The following is a 21366-nucleotide window of genomic DNA, read 5'->3' on the forward strand; positions in this document are numbered from 1 at the left end:
CCCGCCGCGGCGGACACGGGCCCGAGGCCCGTCCCGTACGCGCGCCGGTGGGCGCCCCCCGCCCCCCCCCCCCCCCCCCCCCCCCCCCCCAACCCCCCCCCCCCCCCCCCCCCCCCCCCCCGCCCGGCGCCCCCCCCCCCCCCGCCCCCCCCCGGCCCCCCCCCACGGCGCGAAGCGTGAACGGGAATCGTGCCGCGGCACGGCCGAAGCAGGAGTCGGCGAGGCACGATGTTCACGCGCGGGCGCGGACCGTCTTCACCGACAGCCCGACCTCAGTGCCGATCGCCTCCCAGGTCAGGCCGCGGGCGCGTAGCGCGCGGATCGTGTCCGCGTCGACGTCGGGGGCCGGCCGGTTCAGCCGCTGGGCCTGGAGGTGAGTGCGGCGTTCGGCTTCGGGGATGCGGCGCAGGATGGTGCGGCAGTCCACGCCCGCCGCGCGGCCGATCGCGGTCGCGGACTGCCCGGCCCGGTAACGGGTCAGAATCTCCTCGTCCGACAGCGCCAGCACCATAGAGAGCCCACGGAAAGGAGAGCCCGTCGCGGCGCAGGCAAGGGCCCGGTGGCGGTGGACCTGAATCCTGCCCCGGCACCCCGGTCCAAGTCGGCGACCGGCCGCGGCCTGACCCGCTCAACCCGGCCAGGTCACAGCATTAGGGCCTGTCCGATGGGTCGGGTGACCCGTCCATCCGGAGAATCGTTCGGACAGGTGTGGGGCGAGGTGATCTGTCGGATCAGGAGTGGGCTCGGTTAGAGCCGCATCTACCGACGAACGTAGGTCGGGGCGGGCGCTGGAAGAGTCATCGCAGGGTGATCAACGGAATTCTCTTCCGTCAGCGAACCGGGATTCTATGGCGTGATCTTCCAGCGCGGTTCGGGAAATGGAAGACGGTGCACGACAGGCATCGGCGCTGGTCGGGGGATGGCACATGGGAGAAGATCCTGCGGGCTGTCCAGGCCGATGCCGATGCGGACGGACGGATCGACTGGAGCATGGTCAGTGTGGACTCGACCTCCTGCCGTGCCCACCAGCACGCCGCCGGTGCCCGTGCCGAAGCGCCGCGGCTCCCGAGGCGACCGGGTCAGCCTGTTGAGCATCGTTCCGATGAGGCTTTGGGCCGCTCTCGGGGCGGGTTGACCTGCAAGATCCACCTAGCTGGAGAGGGCGGCCGCAGACCTCTCGCCTTCCTGATAACGCCAGGCCAGTGGGGTGATGCTCCACAGATGATCCCGACCCTCGAACGCATCCGTGTCCCACGTGCCGGCGGCGGCCGTCCACGCACACGCCCTGATCACGTCGGCGGCGACAAGGCGTACTCATCCCGCCAGAACCGCCGCTATCTGCGGCGGCGGCAGATCAAGCACACCATTCCCGAGCGTAGGGATCAGCGAGCCAATCGCCAGCGCCGTGGTAGCGCCGGCGGTCGGCCCGCTGGCTTTGACAAGTCGATCTACAAACGCCGCAACGAAGTAGAGCGGACGTTCAATGCACTCAAGTGCTTTCGGGCCGTAGCCACCCGTTTCGACAAGCGCGCCTACGTCTTCCATGGAACGGTGACCGTCGCATCGCTCCGGCTGTGGCTCCGCTCGTGACCCGCCAGCAGCCCTGTCAGGGAACGTCTTGGCCGATCGCCCGGATCACGTCGGCAAGCCACACCAAGTGGTGACCCACAGCTTGGTCCTGGTGAGCCAGCAGATCCTCAAGATGCTGCCATGACTCCGAGAGCTGTCCGATCGTGAGGGCCCGGGGTTCGCTGCCGACGTCGTAGAGCTCGTCGACCGGGACAGACCAGAAGAGGTCTTCCCTGAGCGTCACGGTGGGCCCGGCTGACGCTTCAATGTGCCGTAGCGCCACGTACAAAGCGCGACGAAGTTGATCGATCGGGATCTGCACGGGTTCGCTGGCCATGGGCGTCATCTTCACTCAGGCACACCGGCAATGACTCATCGGACAGGCCCTAGGTGTATTGACCTGCAGCGTTGTTGACGCGGCTGATGGGCGGGTGTCCGTCGAGTGCGGTGTGGCAGCGGTGGTGGTTGTAGGTGTGCAGGAAGTCTGTCAGGGCCACTGTCCGCTCGGTGTTCGAGGTGTAGGGCCGCAGGTAGGCCCACTCGTCCAGGAGGGTGCGGTTGAAGCGTTCGACCTTGCCGTTGGTCTGCGGACGGTAGGGCCGGATCTTCTTGTGGGCGATGCCGGCCGCGATGAGGGTCTGGGTGAACAGCTTGGACTTGTAGCAGGAGCCGTTGTCGGTCAGCACCCGTTCGACGGTGATGCCGTGAGCCTGGAAGAACGCGTTCGCCCGCTGCCAGAAGGCGATCGCGGTGTGCTGGCGTTCGTCGGGCAGGACCTCGCTGTAGGCCAGGCGGGAGTGGTCGTCGACGGCCGAGTGGATATAGCTGTAGCCGATCACCGGCGTGCAGCTCTTGCGCTCGGTCGTGGTGGCCTGGCGGTTGCGGTCGCCTGCGGTCCTGCCGACGGTCCGCCAGCCGCCGCCGTCGGGGATGTTGCCGAGCTTCTTGATGTCGACGTGGACCAGCTCGCCGGGCCTGGCGCGTTCGTAGCGGCGGATCGGCTCGCCGGTGGGCCGGTCGAGCCAGGCCAGCCGGTTCAGGCCGTGCCGGACCAGGATGCGGTGCACGGTCGAGGCGGGCATGCCCAGGATCGGACCGATCCTGGCCGGGCCGAGCTTGCGGTCGGTCCGCAGTCGGCAGACCTGTGCCTCGACCACGGCGGAGGTCCGGAGCGGGGTCGTTCGGGGCCGGCTGGAACGGTCGGCGAGGCCCGCCTCGCCCTCGGCCCGCCAGCGGCGGACCCATTTGTGGGCGGTGGGACGGGATATGCCCATCTCGGCGGCCACGTGCGCGACCGGTCGGCCGGACAGGACGCGTTCGACCAGGATCCGCCTGCCGTGGACGGTCAACCGGGCGTTACGGTGGACACGAAGACCTCCGTGTGCGGTGAAGCCTAGACACCTCCACCACACCGGAGGTCTTCGCCATGATCAAGACCAGCCGGCGTTAACAACGCTCGTGATCAATACACCTAGGCAGGAGCAGCGGCCAGGGCAGGGGACCCGGTCAAAGCTCGCGTGTGGATGCTGGCCTCAGATGGGCAAAGAACACCGAACCGCGAGGATGAGGTCCGAGAGCCTGGCCTGAGGTGTCCAGGCTCTTGGACGACATGCGGCGGCCGACGGTTTGTCGTTTACGGCACCGGGGCCGATGAGTTTCATCAGTTGATGGTGACTGTCCGCTGCGCGGTTATGGTGCGGGAGTTGCGGGCGGTGGCGAAGGTGTAGAGACCGGGGACGAGGGTCCAGGTGCCGGCGTTCCAGATGGTGAGATCGTCAGCCGGAATAGTGAGAGTGATGCGCTGACTAGCTCCGGGAGCGAGGGTGAGCTTGCGGAAGGCAACGAGGCGACGTGGTTCGGCTGTCGCCGCGGCCGGAAGCGTGGCGTAGATCTGGACAACGTCGGTGCCCTGGCGGTTGCCGCTGTTGGTGACGGTGACGGAGAGGGCGACTGTCTTCGTGGTGGCGTTGTAAGCAGCTTCGGAGGAACCGTGGGCGAAGCTGGTGTAGGACAGACCGTGCCCGAAGGGGAAGAGGGGCTGTTGTCCCTTGGTGTCGTAGTAGCGGTAGCCGATGGCGATGCCCTCGTCGTAGGAGACGGTGGCGTTCTTGCCGGGATAGGTCTCGGTCGTGGCGCCGGGGCCCTGAGCGGTGCTCACGGGGAAGGTGACGGGGAGGCGGCCGGAGGGGTCGTTGTCACCGAAAAGGACGGCGGCGAGCGCGGTGCCCATGCCGCAGCCGCCGTACCAGGCTTGTACGACGGCTTCGACGTCGTCGAGCCAGGGCATCGCAACCGGACCGTCGGTGTTCAGGACGACGATGGTACGGGGGTTGACGGCGGCGACGGCGGTGATGAGCTGGTTCTGGTCCGCGGGGAGGGTGAGCTGCTCGTGGTCCATGGCCTCGCCGGCCATGCGGTTGACGAAGACGACGGCGGCTTCGGCGGCGCGGGCGGCCTGAACGGCGGCCGGGATGAGAGAGACAGGCTGCCAGCCGAGAGTGAGTCCACAGGTGCTCCGGCCCATGGGGTCCGGGTCGGCGATGGCGTTGTTGTAGGTGAGCTCGATGGTGGCGGTCTGGCCGGCGGTGAGCTCGATGGTGCCCTGGAGGGGGTAGTCGTAGGTGCCGAGGAAGAAGCGGCGGGTGCCTCGGGAGCCGGAGACGACGGTGACGCCGTTGATCTTGAGGGTGGCGGTGCCGGCGGGCAGGAGGGAGAAACGGTGCAGGCCGGTGTGGGTCGGGGTCAGAGTGCCGGACCAGGTCGCGGACCAGACTGTGGGGAGGCTCTCGATCGGGGCGCTGGTGAAGTCGATGACGCTGTCGGTGCGGGTGGCGACCGGGGTGCCGGTGGGCTGGGCGGAGGCGTAGTAGCGGCCGGTGAGGCCGGCGGTTCCGCTGGTAGTGCGCAGGACGGTGGCGGGAACGGTGGTCAGGGGGATGTCGCCGGTGGTGCCCTGGGCGTGGGTGACGGTGACGGTGCTGCCGGCGCGGGCCTTGATGGCCTGGAGGGGGGTGGTCCAGGTGCCGGGGTCGACGTAGGTGGAGCCGGCGACGCCGGTGAGGGCGTCGGCGTCGGCGGGGCCGATGACCGCGAGTGACTTGAGTTTGGCGGGCAGGGGGAGGGCTGCGGAGCGGTTGGTGAGCAGGACGGTGGAGGCGAGTGCGGCTTCGTGGGCGAGGTTCTTGTGCTCGGTGGTGCTGGCGTTCTGGGCCGGGGTGGGGAGGGGGTTGTCGACGAGGCCGTTGGCGAACATGGTGATGAGGATGCGGCGGGCGGCGTCGTTGAGGCGGGCGGCTGGAATGGAGCCGTTGGTGAGTGCGCCGGGTGCCAGCTTCACTCCGCCGGGTCCGAGACCGGCGAGGTCCATGCCGGCCTTGGCGGCGGTGACCTGGTCGGCACCAGCCCAGAAGTCGGGGACGGTGTAGCCCTGGAGACCGAGGCGGTTCTTGACGTCGTCGAAGAGGGCTGGGTTCTCGGTGGCGAAGGTTCCGTTGATCTTGGGGTAGGCCATCATCACCGAGGTGGTGGGGGCTGCGGCGATCACGTGACGGAAGGGCTTTTGGTAGGTCTCGTGCAAGGCCCGGTCGGACACCAGGGTGTCCGTGAAGAAGCGGTTCACTTCCTGCGTGTAGGCGGCGAAGTGCTTGACAGTGGCGGTGATCTGACGGCTTTGCATGCCGGTGGTGAGGGCGGCTCCGAGCCGTCCGGCGAGCAGTGGGTCCTCGCCGAGGCTTTCGGCTTGCCTGCCGAAGTGCCAGGTGCGGGTGAGGTCGATGGTGGGGCCGAGGAGGGTGTTGTAGCCCTTGGCGCGTCCTTCGGTGCCGATGGCGGTGCCGATGCGGCGGGCCAGGTTCTCGTCGAAGGCTGCGGCCTGCGCGAGGGGGACGGGGAAGGCGGTGACGTTCTGTTCGCCGCGCAGGCCGGCAGAGGCGTCGACCATGGTCAGCGCGGGGATGCCGAGGTGGGTGAGGGCGGCGAAGTCGCAGCGGACGAGCGCTTCCTTCTCCGCGGCGGTCATCCGCGCGAGAACGGCGTCAGCACGGTCGAAGACGCGGGGGTCGGTAGCGGCTATTGCCTGAATGGTGGCTCCAGGGGTCATGGTGGCGACTGCTGCTGTGACGATGGCGGCAGACAAGAAGGCACGTCGGTTCACGGCGACTCTCCGGACGGTGGGGGTGGCGGGCGGTGCCCGCAGAATCGACTGCTGCATGCCCGGCTGCAGGGGAGCATTCCGGGGTATTCAGCGACTCCTGGGGGTCTTCCCGAGTCCCACGAGAACCTCCAGGTTTTCAGGTGCTTGGATCTCGACACCTCACGCAATCCGAAAAGCTATGACCGTGAACACGTCGGGTCAACCCATCGAACTAATTCAATTTAGGTTGCAGGCTCTGACCTGCATCGACGCACGTTCCATAAAGGCGATCGAAGAGCCGGAGGATTAATCTTCCGGGCATTCTGTGGTTTGCTATACAGATATTCGATGGCTCTCATCCATCGCATCGATGATGCTGGCGTATTTCCGTGACATGCATGCGTGCCCGGCATGGATGAAAAGCGTGCCGGGCACTTTCGGTAGCTTCAGATATCCGTAGCTATTTTGAGGCGGTGTCGGTGGAGTGGAGGGTGTGTGTGCCTGGGGTGAGTCTGCTGGGTTCGCACCCGGGTAGTTGGACGACGGCTGTGCAGTTCGGTGGCACGGTGATCTTTGCCTTAATGCCGGCGCCGGTGGTCTCCCAGAACAGTTCGGTTGTTCCGTGGGGTGTCTCGTGGCGTGTGCGGGCCCAGGTGATGCCGCCGCCTGGGCGAGGCCGGAAGGTGAGAGTCCGGGCGCCGGGGGCGGTGACCTCGATGCCTCCGACGACCCGGTGGAGCCAGTCCGCGACGGCCCCGAGGGCGTAGTGGTTGAACGAGGTCATTCCGCCGGGATTGAGGGTGCCGTCGGGGCGGAGGCTGTCCCAGCGTTCCCAGATCGTGGTGGCGCCCATGGTGACGGTGTAGAGCCAGGAGGGGCAGTCGGTCTGCAGGAGCAGGCGGTAGGCGGTGTAGAGGTGGCCGGTGTCGGTCAGCGCGTCGCAGATGAGGGGGGTGCCGACGAAGCCGGTGGCGATGCGGGCGCCGTCCTGGTTCACCAGCTCGGCGAGGCGGTCGCCGGCGGCCTGGCGCCGGCTGGTGTCCAGAAGGTCGAAGACGATCGCGAGGGCGTACGCGGTGGGGCTGTCACTCGTCATGCGGCCGCCGGGGCGGACGTACCGGCTCCGGAAGGCCGTGGTGATCTCGTCGGCAAGCGTGTCGTAGCGGTCGGCGTCGCTGGTGTGGCCCAGTACGCGGGCGGCGCGGGCGAGGTGGCGTGCGGAGTGGGCGAAGTAGCCGGTGGCGACGAGGTGGCGGTCGGTGCGGCCTGCAGCAGGGTCGTCCGGCGGAGCGGTGGGGTCGAGCCAGTCGCCGAGCTGGAAGCCGGTGTCCCACAGGCGGTCGGGACCGGCGAGTTTTTCGACGAGGTCGACCCATGCCTTGCCCATGGGGTAGTGGCGGCGCAGGAGCTCGAGGTCTCCGAAGCGCTGGTAGAGGGTCCAGGGGGTGAGGGTGGCGACGTCGCCCCAGGCGGCTCCGGGCTGGATGGGGGTCCACATCGGTTCGCCGGGGATGACGGGGACATACCAGGGGATGGTGCCGTCCGGGAGCTGTTCGAGCCCGACGTCGGTGAGCCAGGAGTCGAGCATGCCGGCGCAGTCGTAGAGGAAGCTGGCGGTGGGGGCGAAGACCTGGATGTCGCCGGTCCAACCGAGGCGTTCGTCGCGCTGGGGGCAGTCGGTGGGGATGTCGACGAAGTTGCCGCGCATGCTCCACAGGACGTTCTCGTGTAGGCGGTTGACCAGCGGGTCGCTGCATTCGAACCAGCCGGTGCGGCGCATGTCCGTGTGGTGGACGCGTGCGGTGACGGCCTGCGGGTCGAGCTCGCCGGGCCATCCGGTGATCTCGGCGTACCGGAAGCCGTGCAGGGTGAAGCGAGGCTCCCAGGTGTAGGGGCCGGTGCCGGGCAGGATCAGCGTGTCGGTGGAGTACGCCTCACGCAGGGGGCGGGTGGCGAGTTCACCGTCCTGGAGCACCTCGGCGTGCCGGAGGGTGAGGGGGGTGCCGGCGGGACCGTCGGCGGTGATGCGCAGACGGCCCACGAGGTTCTGTCCGAAGTCGAGCAGGTGGCGGCCGTCGGGGGTGCGGGTGACCGAGACCGGAAGGATCTCCTGGGTGCAGCGGACCGGGGGCCCGTCGGGTGCGACGAGCGTGCGGGGGTCGCGGGTGCCGGTGCGCACGAGGGCCCAGCCGTCCGGCGAGGCGGCTGGGGAGCTCCATCCGGGGTCGTCGAGGCGGGCATCGAAGGTCTCGCCCTCGTACAGACCGCTGGTCAGGATGGGGCTGGGGGCTGCGTGCCAGGTGTGGTCGGTGGCGATGACGGTGGTGGTGCCGTCGATGTAGGTGATCTCCAGCTGCGCGATGAGGGACTGGTCGGTGCCGTAGATGTTGCGGGTGCCGCCGTCGAAGCCGTACTTGCCGCGGTACCAGCCGTCTCCCAGCCAGGCGCCGATGGTGTTGGCGCCGGGGGTGAGGAGGGCGGTGACGTCGTGGGTGCGGTAGCGCAGCCGGTGGGGGTAGACGGTCCAGCCGGGGGCGAGGGCCTCGTCGCCGACGCGGGTGCCGTTGATCTCGGCTTCGTACAGACCGTGGGCGGTGATGTAGAGCCGGGCGCGATGGATCGGCTTGGCGTCGGCTTGGAAGTGTTTGCGCACGCGGGCAGGGCGGCGTTCCGCTGCGGGGTCTTCCTCCCAGGCCGCGCCGACGGGCAGCGCGGACCAGTCGGTGGGTGTGAGCAGGCCGGTTTCGACGATGCTGGGCTCGCTCCATGCGGATGGCTCGCTGTTGCTTGCCGACCAGGTGCGGACGCGGACGAGGGCGCGTTCGCGGGAGGTGAGCGGTTCGGCGGGCCAGGCGACAAGGACGTGGTCGGAGCCGGTGACACGGCCGGTGCGTCGGCTGCGGCCCTGGCGTTCGACTTCGACTTCATAGGCGTGCTGGTCACCGGCTTCGGCGGCGGGGGTCCAGGACAGTCGGGGAATGCCGGTGCCGATGCCGAGGCCGTCCGTGAGGTGCTCGAAGCGCACCGGGGAGGGCGGGTGGGGCTGCAAGGGAAGGGGCCTTTCGTGTGCTCGGGAGCTGGGGCGGTGGGCGGGTGTTCAGCCCTTGACCGCTCCCGAGGTGAGGCCCTTCATGACCTTCTGGTTGAGAAAGAGGTAGATCACGAGGGTGCCGAAGACGTTGATACAGATCGCTGCGAAGAGCGGGCCGTACTGGGTGGCGCCGAAGTCGCCGGTGAAGTTCAGCAGTCCGACCTGGATGGTGCGCAGGTCTTGGCTGTTGGTGAAGGTGAGGGCGATCAGCAGGTCGTTCCAGATGAAGAAGAACTGCACCAGGCCGACGGTGAGGAGGGCGTTGCGGACCATGGGGACGCTGATGGTCCAGAAGGCTCGCAGGATGCCGGCGCCGTCGAGGGTGGCGGCTTCGAAGAGTTCGCGCGGGACGGTTCTGTAGTAGGTGGCCATCATGAAGACGGTCAGGGGCAGGCCGGTGCCGGTGTAGGTGAGGATGAGCGGCCACAGGGTCCCGGACAGGCCGGCCTGGAAGTAGACGGTGAACAGGGGCAGCAGGATCATCTGCGGGGGGATCATCATGCCCGCGAGGAAGACGAGGAGGGTGAGACTGCGTCCCTTCCAGACCATGATCTGCAGGGCGAAGCCGGCTGCGGTGCCCAGCAGGAGGATGAGAGCGAGGGCTGGGACGACGGCCAGGAGGCTGTTTTTGACGTAGAGCCCGATGTTTCCGGTGGTCCACGCCTCGGCGTAGTTGCCCCATTCCCATGTGGTGGGCAGGCTCCAGGTGGAGTTGTTGAGGTAGTCGCTGTTGGACTTCAGTGAGGTCAGGAACATCCAGATCAGCGGGTAGACCTCGACGACCAGGAGGACGGCGACGGCGAGCCGGATCCACAGTCGGCCGCCGGCCTTGCGTGCTGCGCGGAGCGGTGGCTGCTTGGGTCGCTTGTGGCCGCTGCTGGTGGTCTTCGGCAGGGTGTCGATGGCCATGGCGTTCAGCTCTCCGTGTTGTCGCGCCGCGAGACGCGGTAGACCGCCAGGCTCACCAGGAGACAGACGACGGTGAGGAGCAGCGCAATGGTGCTTCCGTAGCCGTACTCGCTGTAGGTGAACGACGACTGGAACATGTACAGGGTCAGCGGGGTGGTGCCGTTGCCGGGCCCGCCGTTGGTGAGGGCGACGACGGAGTCGAAGACCTTCAGGGTCCCGTTGATGCTGAAGATCAGGGAGGACATGAGAACGGGCAGCGAGAGCGGCAGGACGATGTGCCGGATCAGCCGCAGGCCGGAGGCGCCGTCGAGGCGGGCGGACTCGAGGACCTCGTCGGGGATGTCGACGAGCCCGGCGAACAGCAGCACGGCGTAGAAGCCCATCGAGCGCCAGATGTCCATGATGATCAGGACCCAGAAGGCGCTGCCGGCGTTGCCGAAGAAGTCGACGGACTCCAGGCCGAAGGCGTTGAGCAGGGAGTTGACGGGACCGGGCTGGGGCGCGACCTGGAAGAGCTTCTGGAAGAGCAGGCCGACGGCGACAGTGGGCAGGATGACCGGGAAGAAGGCCAGGGTGCGGATGAGACCGGAGGCCTTCTTGAGGAAGAAGACGTAGAGCAGGGCCAGAAGGTAACCGGCGATGACCTGGCCGGCGGTGACGATGACCGCGTACTTCAGGGTGAACCACAGGGCGTCGTGGACGGCCGGGTCGTCGAGGAGCCGGGTGAAGTTGTCCAGGCCGTTCCCGGTGAAGCCCTCGATGGAGTTGCCCTTGGTGAAGGAGTACCCGAGCGACCACACCATCGGTACGAGCATGATCAGGGTGTAGATGAGGAGTGCGGGACCGAGCAGGATCAAGATCGCCCTGCGGTCACCGAGTACGCGGTGCATCAGTGGTGTCCACTTCGTTTCTGTGAAGGGCTGGCCAAGCGGTGGCGGGCGGCCGCCTTGGACTGGCGGCCGCCCGTCGCACAGGGGTTACTCGGTGCTGAGCGCGGCCTGGACGGTCTCCATGAACTGCTGCGGGCTAACGCTGCCGTTGACGAGGCCGGGGGCGGTGGTGTTGCTGATCGTGGTTGCCTTGGTGCTGAAGAGCGCCTCGAACCAGAGGACGTTCTGCTTGGAGGAGCTGATGGTCTTGCGGACGGTGCCGGTGATCTCGTTGGCGTCCTTGACCGGCGTGTTGACCTTGAAGCCCGAGATGGTGCCGTGGTCCTTCAGGGCGGTGCTGCCGTAGTTCTTGGCGATGCAGCTGACCCAGGCGCCGGTCTTCTTGTCGAAGTTCTTCGAGCCGAGGGTGATGGCCAGGCCGATGTTCGAGGGGTACTGGTCGATCGAGCCGGCTCCGCCCTTGACGGCGGGGAAGGGCATGAAGCCGACGTTCTCGACGCCGACCTTGTTCTGCTTGGGGTCGGAGATGTTGGCCAGGGCCCAGCTGCCCATGTAGAACATGCCGGACTTGCCGGTGAGGAACTGGTTCATCGCGGTGTCGTAGTCGATGGAGCCGACGCCCTTGCCGAAGTAGCCCTTCTTGCCGAGCGCGGCGATCTCTTCGGCGGCCTTGACGTACTGGGGGTCGGTCAGCTTGGCCGCGCCGCCGTCGATCTTCTCCAGGGCGTCGGGACCGAGGCTGCGGTAGAGGTAGCCGCTGATGAGGCGGGTGAGCGGCCAGCCCTGGGCGCCGGAGGCGGAGAACGGCTGGACGCCCTTGGCGTTCAGCTTGTCCGCGGCCGCCAGCAGCTCGTCCCACGTGCCGGGGACGGCAATGCCGTTCTCCTGGAAGAGCTTCTTGTTGTAGAAGATTCCCTCGATGTTGTACTCGTACGGCAGCGCCATGAGCTTGCCGCCGTACAGGGCCTTGATCGTGGAGACGGCGGCCGGCTCGATCTGATCGGCGACACCGTTGCGCGCGAGTTCGAGCTGGAGGTCGGCGATCTTCCCGGACTTCTCGAGCTGCTTGGTGAGCGCGGGGGCGTTGCCGGCGGCGAACTGGGAGGGCAGGGCGTCCTGACCGGCGAGCAGCTGCAGCTTCTGATCGAGCTGCGCCTGCGGGACGGTCTCGACCTTCAGCGGCAGGGCGGTGTTCTCCGTCTTACAGGTGCTGGTGGAAAGCGTGGTCAGTGCCGTCCGCGTGGTCGTGTTCTCGGTGACGCTGAGGTACTTGAAGTCCTTGGGCGCCGCGGAGGCGCCACCGCCGCTGCCGCCGCAGGCGGTGGCGAGAACGGCCAAGGACATGGCGCCGGCCGAGGCGAGGATCAGGCGGCGGGCGCGGATCGTGCGGTGGGGCACTGGAGACTCCCAGGGATCGTGAGAGGAGAAGAGGCGCTCAGCGGGCGCGAAGGGCGGCGGAAAAGACCGGCCGCGCGAAGACGGAGTATGTAGAACGTTCTCCATCGGAACTGGCAACACCATGACGCCATCCCTCTGGCGCCGTCAAGACACAGACGCGTAACATCAGTGCCGCCTGGCCGAATAACGGGATCACCCGAAGGCTCAGCATGTAGAACGTTGCACTAACTGTAAGGAGGCGGGGGCTCGTATGGCTCCGGATAGTTCGCCCAGGAACATCAAGCGGGTGACGATCACCGATGTCGCCCGTCATGCCGGCGTGTCCACCGCCGCCGTCTCCAAGGTCATGCGCAACGCCTACGGAGTGAGCCCTGCCATGCAGGACCGGGTGAGAACGGCGATGGCCGAGCTGGACTACCGCCCTCATGCCGCGGCTCGTGGCATGCGCGGGCGTACGTACACGATCGGCGTTCTGCTCGACAACGTCCGCAACGCGTTCTTCGCCGACATCCTCGACGGCATCCATCAGGAACTGGAGGACAGTGAGTACACGGTTCTGATCGGCGCGGCAGGATTCGGCCCGGACGAGCAGGCCCGTACGATCCGCTCGATGGTGGACCGTCAGATGGACGGCCTGGTCCTCATCGCCCCCGCAACCCCACGTGCGGAGGTCTTGTCGACAGCGGCGGTGACGCCCACGGTGGTCATCGGTCACCACGACACCTCCGAGGTACACGACTCGGTCGTCGACGCGGACGATCTCGGCGCGGCGCTGGTGGTGGACCATCTCGTCTCGCTCGGTCACCGGGACATCGCACTGATCTCGGCAACCGGCAGTAGGACCAGTCGCTGGCAGCGGACTCCGGAGGTCGTGCTGGCGGAGGGATATGTGAGGGCGATGGAACGCCATGGCCTCGCCGACCGGGCACGTGTGCACCATGCCGCGTACACCGACGAAGGCGGCCGTGCGGCCGGTATCGCCCTGCTTTCGGGAAACGACCGGCCTACGGCGATCCTGGCCGGCGCCGACGTCGCGGCCCTTGGTATCTACCGCGCCGCCGACGAACTGGGGTTGTCCATCCCTAAGGACATTTCGCTCGTGGGCTACAACAACACCGCGATCGCCTCGCTCGCTCCTGTTCAGCTCACCAGCGTCGACCAGGCCGGACAGACGATGGGGGCGGCGGCCGCGAAGATGCTGATCGAGCGGGTCGAAGGTCGGCGGGACCGGTCCATGCAGACCATGATGACCCCTCGGCTGGTCGTGCGGCGCAGTACAGGAGCGCCGCGCGCCTGATGGAGGCGGGTTGTCGTCATACGCGGTCGGCCACTGCGGCCCAGGAAGGGCCTGGGAGATGTCGTACGAGCAGCAGGACCGGTAGCGGTCACGACCTCTGAGGGTCTGGAGCGTCCAGGCTCCGCAGCCTGGCGCGGAAATGGCATCACGGCAGGGGGTGCCGAGGCCGTCGCGTCCGCCGAGTAGACACCGCTGATGCCCGCATCTCGTCCGGTCGGTGCAAAAGGCATGCGTCTGGGCCGTCTGCTCATCGAGCAGACGGCCCGGACGGGTCCTCAGGTCCACGCTCACGCGGTCCTGGTGCCCGGACTCGTAGAAAGGCGGTCGGCCCGGGACACGTCTTCACTGCAGTGCTTGTTCATCACTGGACGCCGGTCGGTACACCTGGCTGCGCGGTGCGGCGGGCGGCCGGCAGCAGTGAAGCTGCGACGAGGGCGCTTGCCGCGCCGAGGACGGCGACGGCGGCCGCGAGGCTACCGACCGCTTCCTTGCCTGCCAACAGGGCAAGAGGGCAGAGGAATTCTCCGAGGAAGAAGGCCGCGGTCCAAAGACCCATGCCCCGGCCCCGGTCGGCGAAGTCGAGACGGGCCATGGCCCGTGTCACGAGTGACGGAAGCAGCATGCCGGTGCCGACGCAGTTGACGATGGCGCCGGTGATCAGCAGAGGCAGGCCGTCGGCGAGCCCCATGAGCAGGAAGCCGATCGCGCACAGGGCGAGGAGCACAGGCAAAGGGCGCAGCCGCGGGGCGAGGCGAGTGAAGAGGATGGAACCGAGGACGGTGGCGGCGCTGGCCACGGCGGTGACGGCGCCGATGGTGCCGGTGGAGTTGGTGCCCAGGTCGTCCAGGAGGTAGGCCATCTCGACGGGAACGGTGTAGAAGACGACGGCTCCGAAGACGGTGAGGAGGCAGATTCCCGCCATGCGGCGTATGGGGAAGGGGTGTCGGGTCTCCTGCGGCACCGTTGTGCCCTCCTGCGTCGGCGGGAGGGGGGCCGGCAGGACGCGGGCCATGACGGGCGCGATGAGCAGGCCGACGGCGTAGAGCCAGAAAGGGGCGCGCCAGTTCGCGGCTCCGAGTGCTCCTCCGAGGACGAAGAAGAGGGTGGCGGATGCGGAGGCGCACATGGTCTGCAGAGCGAGGTAGCGGTCGCGGAGTTCGCCGCTGTAATAGTCGCCGATGAGGGTGGTACAGGCGGTCATGATGGCGGCTTCGGTGACACCGACGAGGATGCGGCTGATCAAGATGGCGTGGAGGGAGTCCAGCCAGAGGGGTGCAGTGCCGAAGACGGCGTAGAGGGCGGTGGCGACGACGAGGAGGCGCTTGCGGCCGAGTTTGTCGACGATCATGCCGGCGAAGGGGGCGAGCAGGGCGAGGGCGAGGGCGGGGACGGTCAGCACGAGGGGGACGAGGGCCGCGCTGCCGGGGACGTTGTCGAAGTGGTCCTGCATGCGGGGCAGTACGGGGGCCAGGAGTACCGCCCCGAGAACGGGCAGGCAGCTGCCGGTCATGAGGACGGCGGCAGGCGGACGTCCGGTGGGGGTCGCTTCACGCCGGGGGGACGGCGGGGCGAGGGGTGCGGGCATGGCGGCACTCCAGAGCGCGAGGGAGGAAAGGGTGGCGCCCGGCCGGGTGTAGCCCGCTTGTGCGGGTCGGCGGCGGAACCGGGAGCGGAGGTGTCCTCGACTATGCGTGCCGGTGAACGTGCTGCCCACCCCTTGCGTCATCTGGGTTCGCGATGGGTTCGATCCACCGGATGGATGGGGATTGAGCAGGGGTTTCGGCGTCATGCCGGGTCTGTGCGGTGTGCCGATGGGCATCAAGCATCGGCGTCGGCGATGCGCCGGCCGACTCTGGCCGCGGTCTCCCGGAACCAGATGTGGGCGGCGTCGTGGGTGTGGACCGGGTGCCACCAGAGGGCTTCGCGCAGTGGGACGGCCTCATAGGGCGGGTCGAGCACGCGCACGGAGGTCAGAGGGGCGAGCAGGCGGGCGAGGCGGGCCTGGACGAGGGCGATGCGGCGGGTGCCGGCGACGAGGGCGGGCAGGGCGTGGAAACTGTCTACGGAGACCTCGACGCGCGGTTCGATACCGAGCATGCCTAGCTGGCGCACGGCAGGGGCGTCGTAGGTGCGCTGGTAGGTGACCCAGGGCAGTCTCGCGAGGTCCTGGCGGGTGAGACGGTCCTCGACACTGGGGTGGTCTTCGGAGACGACGAAGACCCACCGGTCGTCGTACAGGTCGGTGGCGGGGAAGTCGCTGATGACTCCGTGCGGCATCAGCAGACCGTCGGTGGCGCTGAGCAGGCTCGCAGTGTCATCGACGACGGTGATGGGGGTGCGGGTGAAGCGCAGCCGGATGCCTGGGGCCTCCTCGTGGATGACCCGGGCGAGTTCGATGCCGAAGACGTCGACGGCGTAGTCGGAGGCGATGATGCGGAACTCTCGGGTCTCTGTGGTCGGGTCGAAGGCCGCTTGACTGGCGAAGAGGCGTTCGAGGACGTCGTAGGCGGTGGCAGTGCGGTCCAGGAGGACCTGGCCCAGGGCGGTGAGCTCGTACTGGCTTCCGACGCGGGAGAGGAGTTCGTCGCCGAAGTGCCTGCGCAGTCGGGCCAGGGCGGCACTCATCGCGGGTTGGCTGAGTCCTACTCGCTGTCCGGCCTTGGTGACGTTGCGTTCTTCGAGTAGGGCACGGAGGGCGACGACGAGGTTGAGGTCCAGACGGGCCAGGTTCATGTGGGAGTCCCTTCCTAAGCTAGATAGCCACCAGCTATTTATCAGGTAGATGACTGGGATCCATATAATCGATTTCCCTGATTGCTTGAGCCGGGTCCAGATTAGTCCCATCGCAATCAGGAGGACATGTAGGTGAAACCTGAATCCGCTTCCGGCCTCTTTGTCGGGCCCTTCGCTCTCGGCACCCTTTCGGCCGCTGACGGCCCCGCCTTTCCCGCTCTCGTCGACCAGGAGGGGCAGGTCCTCGACCTGCGGGTGGCTCTTGGCAACCCGGCGCTGACGATGCGGGGAATCCTGGAGCAGTGGCAGAGCATGCTCCCGCGGCTGCGGGACCTCGCGGCTGACAAGGACTACTTCCGCCGCCCGTTGTCGGATTTCCGGGTCCTGGCTCCCGTCGAGCCCCGGCAGATCTTCCAGTCTGGTGCCAACTACCGCCAGCACGTCATTGACCTGCACGTCGCACACCGGGATCCGTCCGACGGCCGTTCGCAGGAAGAGGCGCGCGCCGAGGCGGCCGAGATCATGGACCGGCGGGCCGCGGAGGACCTCCCGTACGTCTTCATCGGTCTGCCCAGCTCCCTCACCGGCCCCTACGACGACGTCACGCTTCCCGCCTGGGCGGCGAAGCCGGACTGGGAGCTGGAGCTCGCGGCGGTGATCTGCCGGCCCGCCTACCAGGTATCCCCCGCCGAGGCCCTCGAGTACGTGGCGGGTTACACCATCGCCAACGACCTGACCGACCGGGCAACGGTGTTCCGCCGGGACATGCCGCAGATCGGAACGGACTGGCTGCGCAGCAAGAACGCTCCCGGCTTCACCCCGCTGGGTCCGTGGATCGTGCCGGCCGAGTCCGTCGATGACACCGGCGACCTGCAGCTGACTTTGAAGCTGAACGGCGAGGTCATGCAGGACGAGTCGACCAAGGACATGATCTTCGACGTGGCGCGCATGGTGTCCTACGCCTCCCAGTCTGCGCAGCTGCTTCCCGGTGACCTCGTGCTCACCGGCTCGCCCGCGGGCAACGGCATGCACTGGGGCCGGCTGCTGCGCGACGGCGATGTCATGGAGTCCTCCATCACCGGCCTTGGCGCGCAGCGCACCCGATGTCTCGCGGAGGAAGCGTGAACCGCACCGATCCCGAAGGCGCGATCGCCCAGGCCGCCAAGGAGTGCTCCAACTGGGGCCGCTGGGGCCAGGACGACCGTCTGGGCACCGTGAATTTCCTCGACGAGTCCAAGCGCCGGGAAGGCGCCGCGCTCGTCCGGCGCGGCGTCAGCTTCTCGCTGTCGCAGCGCTTCGACATCAACGGCCCGCAGAAGGGCTGGCGGCGGCGCACCAACCCCGTCCACACCATGCTCGACACCGGTACGGATGCGGCTCTGGGCAACCAGGGACTTCCCCACGGCATCGGCGGCGCCGACGACGTGATCGCGATGCCGTTGCAGTGCTCCACCCAGTGGGACGGACTGGGCCACATCTTCGACCATGGCAAGGCCTGGAACGGCCGGCCCGCCGAGCAGGTCGTCACCTCCGACGGCGACCAGGTCACCGGCATCGAGCACATGGCCCCCCACGTCGCCGGCCGCGCCGTACTCCTTGACATCGGCCGCACCGCCGGCGAGGACGGCGAACTGCCGGACGGATTCGCGATCACCGAGGAACACCTGACGGCCGCCGCCGAGGCCCACGGGGTCACTGTCGGGCGCGGTGACATCGTCCTGGTGCGTACCGGTCAGCTCGCCCGGGTCCGCCGGGAGGGGTGGGGCGACTACGCCGGAGGCGCGGCCCCGGGGCTGTCGTTCACTACGGCGTCCTGGCTGCACGGCAGCGAGATCGCTGCGATCGCGACCGACACCTGGGGTTTCGAGGTGCGGCCCAACGAGTTCGACCACGCCTTCCAGCCCCTGCACCAGGTCGTCATCCCGCACATCGGGCTGCTGATCGGCGAGATGTGGGACCTGGAGACCCTGGCCGAGGACTGTGCGGCCGACGGCGTGTACGAGTTCTGGCTCACCGCGGCCCCCCTGCCCATCACCGGCGCCGTCGGGTCCCCCGTCAACCCCGTCGCCGTCAAGTAGTCCCGGGGCCCGCAGCCCGAGGAACAAGGGAGTTCCCCATGAGCACACCCCGCAGAGTTCTGGTCATCGGCGGCGGAGCGGCCGGCAACGCCGCCACGATCCTGCTGCGCCGCGCCGGGATCGACGTCGACCTCGTCGAGGCGAAGGACGACTGGAACGCCACTGCCGGTTCCGGTATCACCCTGCAGGGCAACGCCCTGCGCGTCCTGCGCGAGCTCGGCGTCTGGGAAGAGGTGAAGGCCTGCGGCTTTCCTTTCGGGTCCGTCGGCATCACCGCGCCCGACGGCACCGTCCTGCACGTCCAGCGCGACCTGCGCACCGGCGGTGACGATCTTCCCGCTACTGTCGGCATGCAGCGGCCCCGGCTCCAGCAGATCCTGATCGACGCCGTCCGCGCCAGTGGCGCGTCCGTCCGCCTGGGCACGACCGCCACGGTCCAGGAGCAGGACGCCACCGGTGTCTCGGTCCGGTTCAGCGACGACAGCGAACACCGCTATGACCTGGTGATCGCAGCCGACGGACTGGGCTCGGCCACCCGGCCCCAGATCGGGATCACCGACAAGCCCGAACCGACCGGCATGGCCATCTGGCGCGTCGCCGCCCCGCGGCCCGTCGGGGTCGAGCACACCGACCTCGCCTACGGCGGCCCGGCGTTCATCGCCGGCTACTGTCCCACCAGCGACACCACGCTGTACGCGTACGTCGTGGAGAAGAACCGCGACCGCTCCTCCATACCTCCCGAGTCCTATGCCCAGGAGATGGTCCGTCTCTCCTCGGCCTATGGCGGGGCGTGGCCGGAGATCACCGCCACGATCACCGACCCGTCGAAGGTCAACTACACGTGGTTCGACCGGCTGCTCGTCGAAGGATCCTGGCATCGCGGCCGGGTCGTGCTGGTGGGGGATGCAGCGCACTGCTGTCCGCCCACGATGGCGCAGGGCGCGGCGCTGTCCCTGGAGGACTCCTGGGTCCTGGCCCAGATGCTCACTGCTACGGACGTCTGGGACGACGAACTGCTGCAGGCCTACTACGAGCGGCGGATCGCACGGGTCCGTCCGGTCGTGGAGGGCTCGGTCCAGATCGGCCAGTGGCAGCTCGACGGCGTCCGCGACGCCGATGTTCCCGGGCTGATGGCCCGCACCATGACCATGCTCAGGGAGCTGCCGTGACCGCGCCGATCGTGGACGTCCACGCGCACGTCCTTGTGCCGCAGATCGAGGCGCTCGTCACGGGGCTTGCCGGGCATGCCGAAGCCAAGGCGCTCGACGCCCGCCGCAATGGTCCCGACGCGCTCGCGGTCAGCGGTCCTATGGTCCGCGACCGCATCCCGGCCCTGACCGATCCCGCCGTCCGGCTCGCCCGGATGGACGCCCAGGGCGTCGACGTGCAGCTCGTCAGCCCCTCGCCGTCGCACTACCACTACTGGGCGGACGCCGACACGGCCGAGAAGGTCTACCGGCTGGCCAACGAGGCGACCGCCGCACACTGTGCGGCCGCGCCCGACCGGCTCAGGGGCCTGGGCCTGGTTCCGCTGCAGCATCCCGAACTGGTCATGCCCGCACTGGACCATGCGCTGGAGCAGGGACTGGCCGGCGTGGAGATCTCCAGCCATGCCCCCGGCCGGGAGCTGTCCGATCCGTCCTACGAGCCGCTGTGGACGCGTGCCGAGGAGACCGGGGCGGTGGTGTTCCTGCACCCGTTCGGCTGCACCCTCGACGAGCGCCTGGACCGCTGGTATCTGTCCAACACCGTGGGCCAGCCCACCGAGAACGCCGTCGCCCTCTCGCACCTGATCTTCTCCGGCGTCCTCGACCGCCACCCCGGACTGAAGATCGTCGCGGCTCACGGAGGCGGCTATCTGCCGACCCACATCGGGCGCAGCGACCACGCCTGGCGGGCCCGGACCGACGCGTCGGCCGGCTGCGCCGAGCTGCCCAGCAGTTACCTGCGGCGCCTGTACTTCGACTCGCTTGTGCACGACCCAGCCGTGCTGCGGACGCTGGTGGACGCGGCCGGGGCGGACCGGGTGCTGCTGGGCTCGGACTTCCCCTTCGACATGGGATCCGACGACCCTGTCGGCGCGCTGCGCGCGGCCGGCCTGTCCGAGGCCGACTTCCACGCCGTCCGCGGCGCCAACGCCGCCGCCCTGCTCAACCTCTCCCCTGCCTGAGGAGGCATCCCATGACGAACAACCGCCTGCTCACCCATCTGCGGCATGTCGACCTCGCCGTGCCCGACTACGACAAGCAGCTCGACTTCTACGCCGGGGTGTGGGGGCTGACCAAGGTCGCGGAGGACTCCGGCATCTCCTTCCTCGCCGCCGAAGGCAGCCCCGAGCAGTACGTGGTCCGGCTGCGCAAGGCCGACGAGAAGCGCCTCGACCTGGTCTCCTACGGCGCCGCCACGGCGGCCGACGTGGACACCCTCGCCGAGCAACTCCTGGCCGGCGGCGTGCAGCTGATCTCACAGCCCGGCACCGTCGACACCCCCGGCGGCGGCTACGGCTTCCGGTTCTTCGACGTCGACGGCCGCACCATCGAAGTCTCCGCCGACGTCGAGGTCCGCCGGCACCGCAAGATCGAGGAGAAGGAGGCGATCCCGGTCAAGCTGTCGCACGTCGTCCTCAACTCCCCCGACCTGGAGCGCACCCGCGCCTGGTACGAGCAGCACCTCGGCTTTCGGCTGTCCGACACGCTCAGCTCGCCCCACATGGGTGAGGTCATGCACTTCATGCGGATCAGCTCCCAGCACCACTCCATGGCGCTGGCGAAGGGCCCGCACACCTCCCTGCACCACATCTCCTTCGAGATGCGCGGCATCGACGAGTACATGCGCGGCTCGGGCCGGGTCCTGCGGGCCGGTCACACGAAGATCTGGGGGCCGGGCCGGCACATGGCCGGGGACAACACCTTCACCTACTTCCTCGACCCGCACGGCAACACCGTCGAGTACACCACCGAGCTGGAGAACCTCGACGAGGACACCTGGCACCCCCATGTCTACGACTTCTCCCAGCCCGAGGTCACCGACCAGTGGGGCACCGCTAATGCGATGAACGAGCTCGTCGCCAAGGAGTCGTTCAACGACCCCGACCGCGGCTGCTTCCTCGCCCCGCCGGTCTAGCCCCGGCCGCACGATCCCCGGGGACACGGCGGACCATGTCTTGCCCTGACTGCCACCGCCGTGTTCCCGGCCCCGGTCCACGGGACCAGGCCGTCCGAAGAAGGCCGGTAACAGGCCTTCTCTCCGTCCCGGACGGCCCGGTTCCG

Annotated in this window: 17 protein-coding genes; 7 read left to right on the top strand and 10 right to left on the bottom strand. The window is 68.3% G+C overall.

The window, feature by feature from the left end; all coding sequences use genetic code 11:
• Nucleotides 1-232: 232 nt before the first annotated feature.
• The gene (locus ACIQKA_RS22340) at nucleotides 233-511 is read right to left on the bottom strand and encodes a hypothetical protein (RefSeq protein WP_402542071.1); all 279 of its coding nucleotides are present in this window, start codon (nucleotides 509-511) and stop codon (nucleotides 233-235) included.
• A 197-nt stretch (nucleotides 512-708) separates the two neighbouring features.
• Between ACIQKA_RS22340 and ACIQKA_RS22345 the strand changes: the two genes are divergently transcribed.
• Nucleotides 709-1590 (top strand): IS5 family transposase, encoded by an 882-nt coding sequence (locus ACIQKA_RS22345; protein WP_402542073.1) that lies wholly within the window; start codon nucleotides 709-711, stop codon nucleotides 1588-1590.
• 16 nt (nucleotides 1591-1606) lie between these two features.
• Here the strand turns inward: ACIQKA_RS22345 and ACIQKA_RS22350 are convergent, their stop codons facing one another.
• The 7 genes from ACIQKA_RS22350 to ACIQKA_RS22380 all read right to left on the bottom strand — a co-directional run bounded on the left by ACIQKA_RS22350 (nucleotide 1607) and on the right by ACIQKA_RS22380 (nucleotide 11989).
• Nucleotides 1607-1906, bottom strand: coding sequence for a hypothetical protein (locus ACIQKA_RS22350; RefSeq protein ID WP_386363675.1), 300 nt, complete (start codon nucleotides 1904-1906; stop codon nucleotides 1607-1609).
• A 49-nt stretch (nucleotides 1907-1955) separates the two neighbouring features.
• Nucleotides 1956-2981 (bottom strand): IS481 family transposase, encoded by a 1026-nt coding sequence (locus tag ACIQKA_RS22355; protein WP_402542075.1) that lies wholly within the window; start codon nucleotides 2979-2981, stop codon nucleotides 1956-1958.
• Between the two features lie 248 nt (nucleotides 2982-3229).
• Entirely contained in the window at nucleotides 3230-5587 is a 2358-nt protein-coding gene (locus ACIQKA_RS22360) for a glycoside hydrolase family 3 protein (RefSeq protein WP_402542077.1), read from the bottom strand.
• A gap of 574 nt (nucleotides 5588-6161) precedes the next feature.
• Nucleotides 6162-8750, bottom strand: a complete 2589-nt coding sequence (locus tag ACIQKA_RS22365; RefSeq protein ID WP_402542078.1) for a family 78 glycoside hydrolase catalytic domain — start codon at nucleotides 8748-8750, stop codon at nucleotides 6162-6164.
• A 48-nt stretch (nucleotides 8751-8798) separates the two neighbouring features.
• Complete coding sequence (locus ACIQKA_RS22370; RefSeq protein ID WP_402542080.1) at nucleotides 8799-9701, bottom strand: carbohydrate ABC transporter permease; 903 nt, start codon at nucleotides 9699-9701, stop codon at nucleotides 8799-8801.
• A gap of 5 nt (nucleotides 9702-9706) precedes the next feature.
• A complete protein-coding gene (locus ACIQKA_RS22375) occupies nucleotides 9707-10591 on the bottom strand; it encodes a carbohydrate ABC transporter permease (RefSeq protein WP_401573454.1) in 885 nt (294 codons plus the stop codon).
• Nucleotides 10592-10678: 87 nt separating this feature from the next.
• Nucleotides 10679-11989 (bottom strand): ABC transporter substrate-binding protein, encoded by a 1311-nt coding sequence (locus tag ACIQKA_RS22380; RefSeq protein ID WP_402542082.1) that lies wholly within the window; start codon nucleotides 11987-11989, stop codon nucleotides 10679-10681.
• Nucleotides 11990-12275: 286 nt separating this feature from the next.
• Between ACIQKA_RS22380 and ACIQKA_RS22385 the strand changes: the two genes are divergently transcribed.
• Nucleotides 12276-13286 carry a LacI family DNA-binding transcriptional regulator gene (locus ACIQKA_RS22385; RefSeq protein ID WP_402542084.1) on the top strand — a complete coding sequence of 337 codons (1011 nt, stop codon included), beginning with the start codon at nucleotides 12276-12278 and terminating at the stop codon, nucleotides 13284-13286.
• Between the two features lie 361 nt (nucleotides 13287-13647).
• Here the strand turns inward: ACIQKA_RS22385 and ACIQKA_RS22390 are convergent, their stop codons facing one another.
• Both ACIQKA_RS22390 and ACIQKA_RS22395 read right to left on the bottom strand, forming a co-directional pair.
• Nucleotides 13648-14871 (bottom strand): MFS transporter, encoded by a 1224-nt coding sequence (locus ACIQKA_RS22390; RefSeq protein ID WP_402542086.1) that lies wholly within the window; start codon nucleotides 14869-14871, stop codon nucleotides 13648-13650.
• 233 nt (nucleotides 14872-15104) lie between these two features.
• The gene (locus ACIQKA_RS22395) at nucleotides 15105-16019 is read right to left on the bottom strand and encodes a LysR family transcriptional regulator (protein ID WP_402542087.1); all 915 of its coding nucleotides are present in this window, start codon (nucleotides 16017-16019) and stop codon (nucleotides 15105-15107) included.
• A 132-nt stretch (nucleotides 16020-16151) separates the two neighbouring features.
• On the opposite strand from ACIQKA_RS22395, the gene ACIQKA_RS22400 reads away from it, so the two are divergent.
• From ACIQKA_RS22400 to ACIQKA_RS22420, 5 genes are read left to right on the top strand one after another with little or no spacing between them, the layout of a single operon-like run.
• A complete protein-coding gene (locus tag ACIQKA_RS22400; RefSeq protein WP_402542088.1) occupies nucleotides 16152-17144 on the top strand; it encodes a fumarylacetoacetate hydrolase family protein in 993 nt (330 codons plus the stop codon).
• Nucleotides 17123-18097 carry a cyclase family protein gene (locus ACIQKA_RS22405; RefSeq protein WP_402542090.1) on the top strand — a complete coding sequence of 325 codons (975 nt, stop codon included), beginning with the start codon at nucleotides 17123-17125 and terminating at the stop codon, nucleotides 18095-18097. Before ACIQKA_RS22400 ends, ACIQKA_RS22405 begins: the two co-directional genes overlap by 22 nt.
• A 38-nt stretch (nucleotides 18098-18135) precedes the next feature.
• Nucleotides 18136-19266, top strand: coding sequence for an FAD-dependent oxidoreductase (locus tag ACIQKA_RS22410; RefSeq protein ID WP_402542092.1), 1131 nt, complete (start codon nucleotides 18136-18138; stop codon nucleotides 19264-19266).
• Nucleotides 19263-20267, top strand: a complete 1005-nt coding sequence (locus ACIQKA_RS22415; protein WP_402542094.1) for an amidohydrolase family protein — start codon at nucleotides 19263-19265, stop codon at nucleotides 20265-20267. The genes ACIQKA_RS22410 and ACIQKA_RS22415 overlap by 4 nt, the downstream gene beginning before the upstream one ends.
• A gap of 11 nt (nucleotides 20268-20278) precedes the next feature.
• Nucleotides 20279-21220 carry a VOC family protein gene (locus tag ACIQKA_RS22420; protein WP_402542095.1) on the top strand — a complete coding sequence of 314 codons (942 nt, stop codon included), beginning with the start codon at nucleotides 20279-20281 and terminating at the stop codon, nucleotides 21218-21220.
• Nucleotides 21221-21366 lie beyond the last annotated feature (146 nt).

The sequence above is a fragment of the Streptomyces sp. NPDC092045 genome (assembly GCF_044756005.1).
Lineage (GTDB): Bacteria > Actinomycetota > Actinomycetes > Streptomycetales > Streptomycetaceae > Streptomyces.

Coding starts and splice junctions, on each gene's coding strand:
- ACIQKA_RS22350 (WP_386363675.1), bottom strand. CDS start 1,906: ATGGCCAGCGAACCCGTGCAGATCCCGATCGATCAACTTCGTCGCGCT.
- ACIQKA_RS22370 (WP_402542080.1), bottom strand. CDS start 9,701: ATGGCCATCGACACCCTGCCGAAGACCACCAGCAGCGGCCACAAGCGA.
- ACIQKA_RS22395 (WP_402542087.1), bottom strand. CDS start 16,019: ATGAACCTGGCCCGTCTGGACCTCAACCTCGTCGTCGCCCTCCGTGCC.
- ACIQKA_RS22360 (WP_402542077.1), bottom strand. CDS start 5,587: ATGACCGCCGCGGAGAAGGAAGCGCTCGTCCGCTGCGACTTCGCCGCC.
- ACIQKA_RS22390 (WP_402542086.1), bottom strand. CDS start 14,871: ATGCCCGCACCCCTCGCCCCGCCGTCCCCCCGGCGTGAAGCGACCCCC.
- ACIQKA_RS22420 (WP_402542095.1), top strand. CDS start 20,279: ATGACGAACAACCGCCTGCTCACCCATCTGCGGCATGTCGACCTCGCC.
- ACIQKA_RS22375 (WP_401573454.1), bottom strand. CDS start 10,591: ATGCACCGCGTACTCGGTGACCGCAGGGCGATCTTGATCCTGCTCGGT.
- ACIQKA_RS22410 (WP_402542092.1), top strand. CDS start 18,136: ATGAGCACACCCCGCAGAGTTCTGGTCATCGGCGGCGGAGCGGCCGGC.
- ACIQKA_RS22340 (WP_402542071.1), bottom strand. CDS start 511: ATGGTGCTGGCGCTGTCGGACGAGGAGATTCTGACCCGTTACCGGGCC.
- ACIQKA_RS22405 (WP_402542090.1), top strand. CDS start 17,123: ATGTCTCGCGGAGGAAGCGTGAACCGCACCGATCCCGAAGGCGCGATC.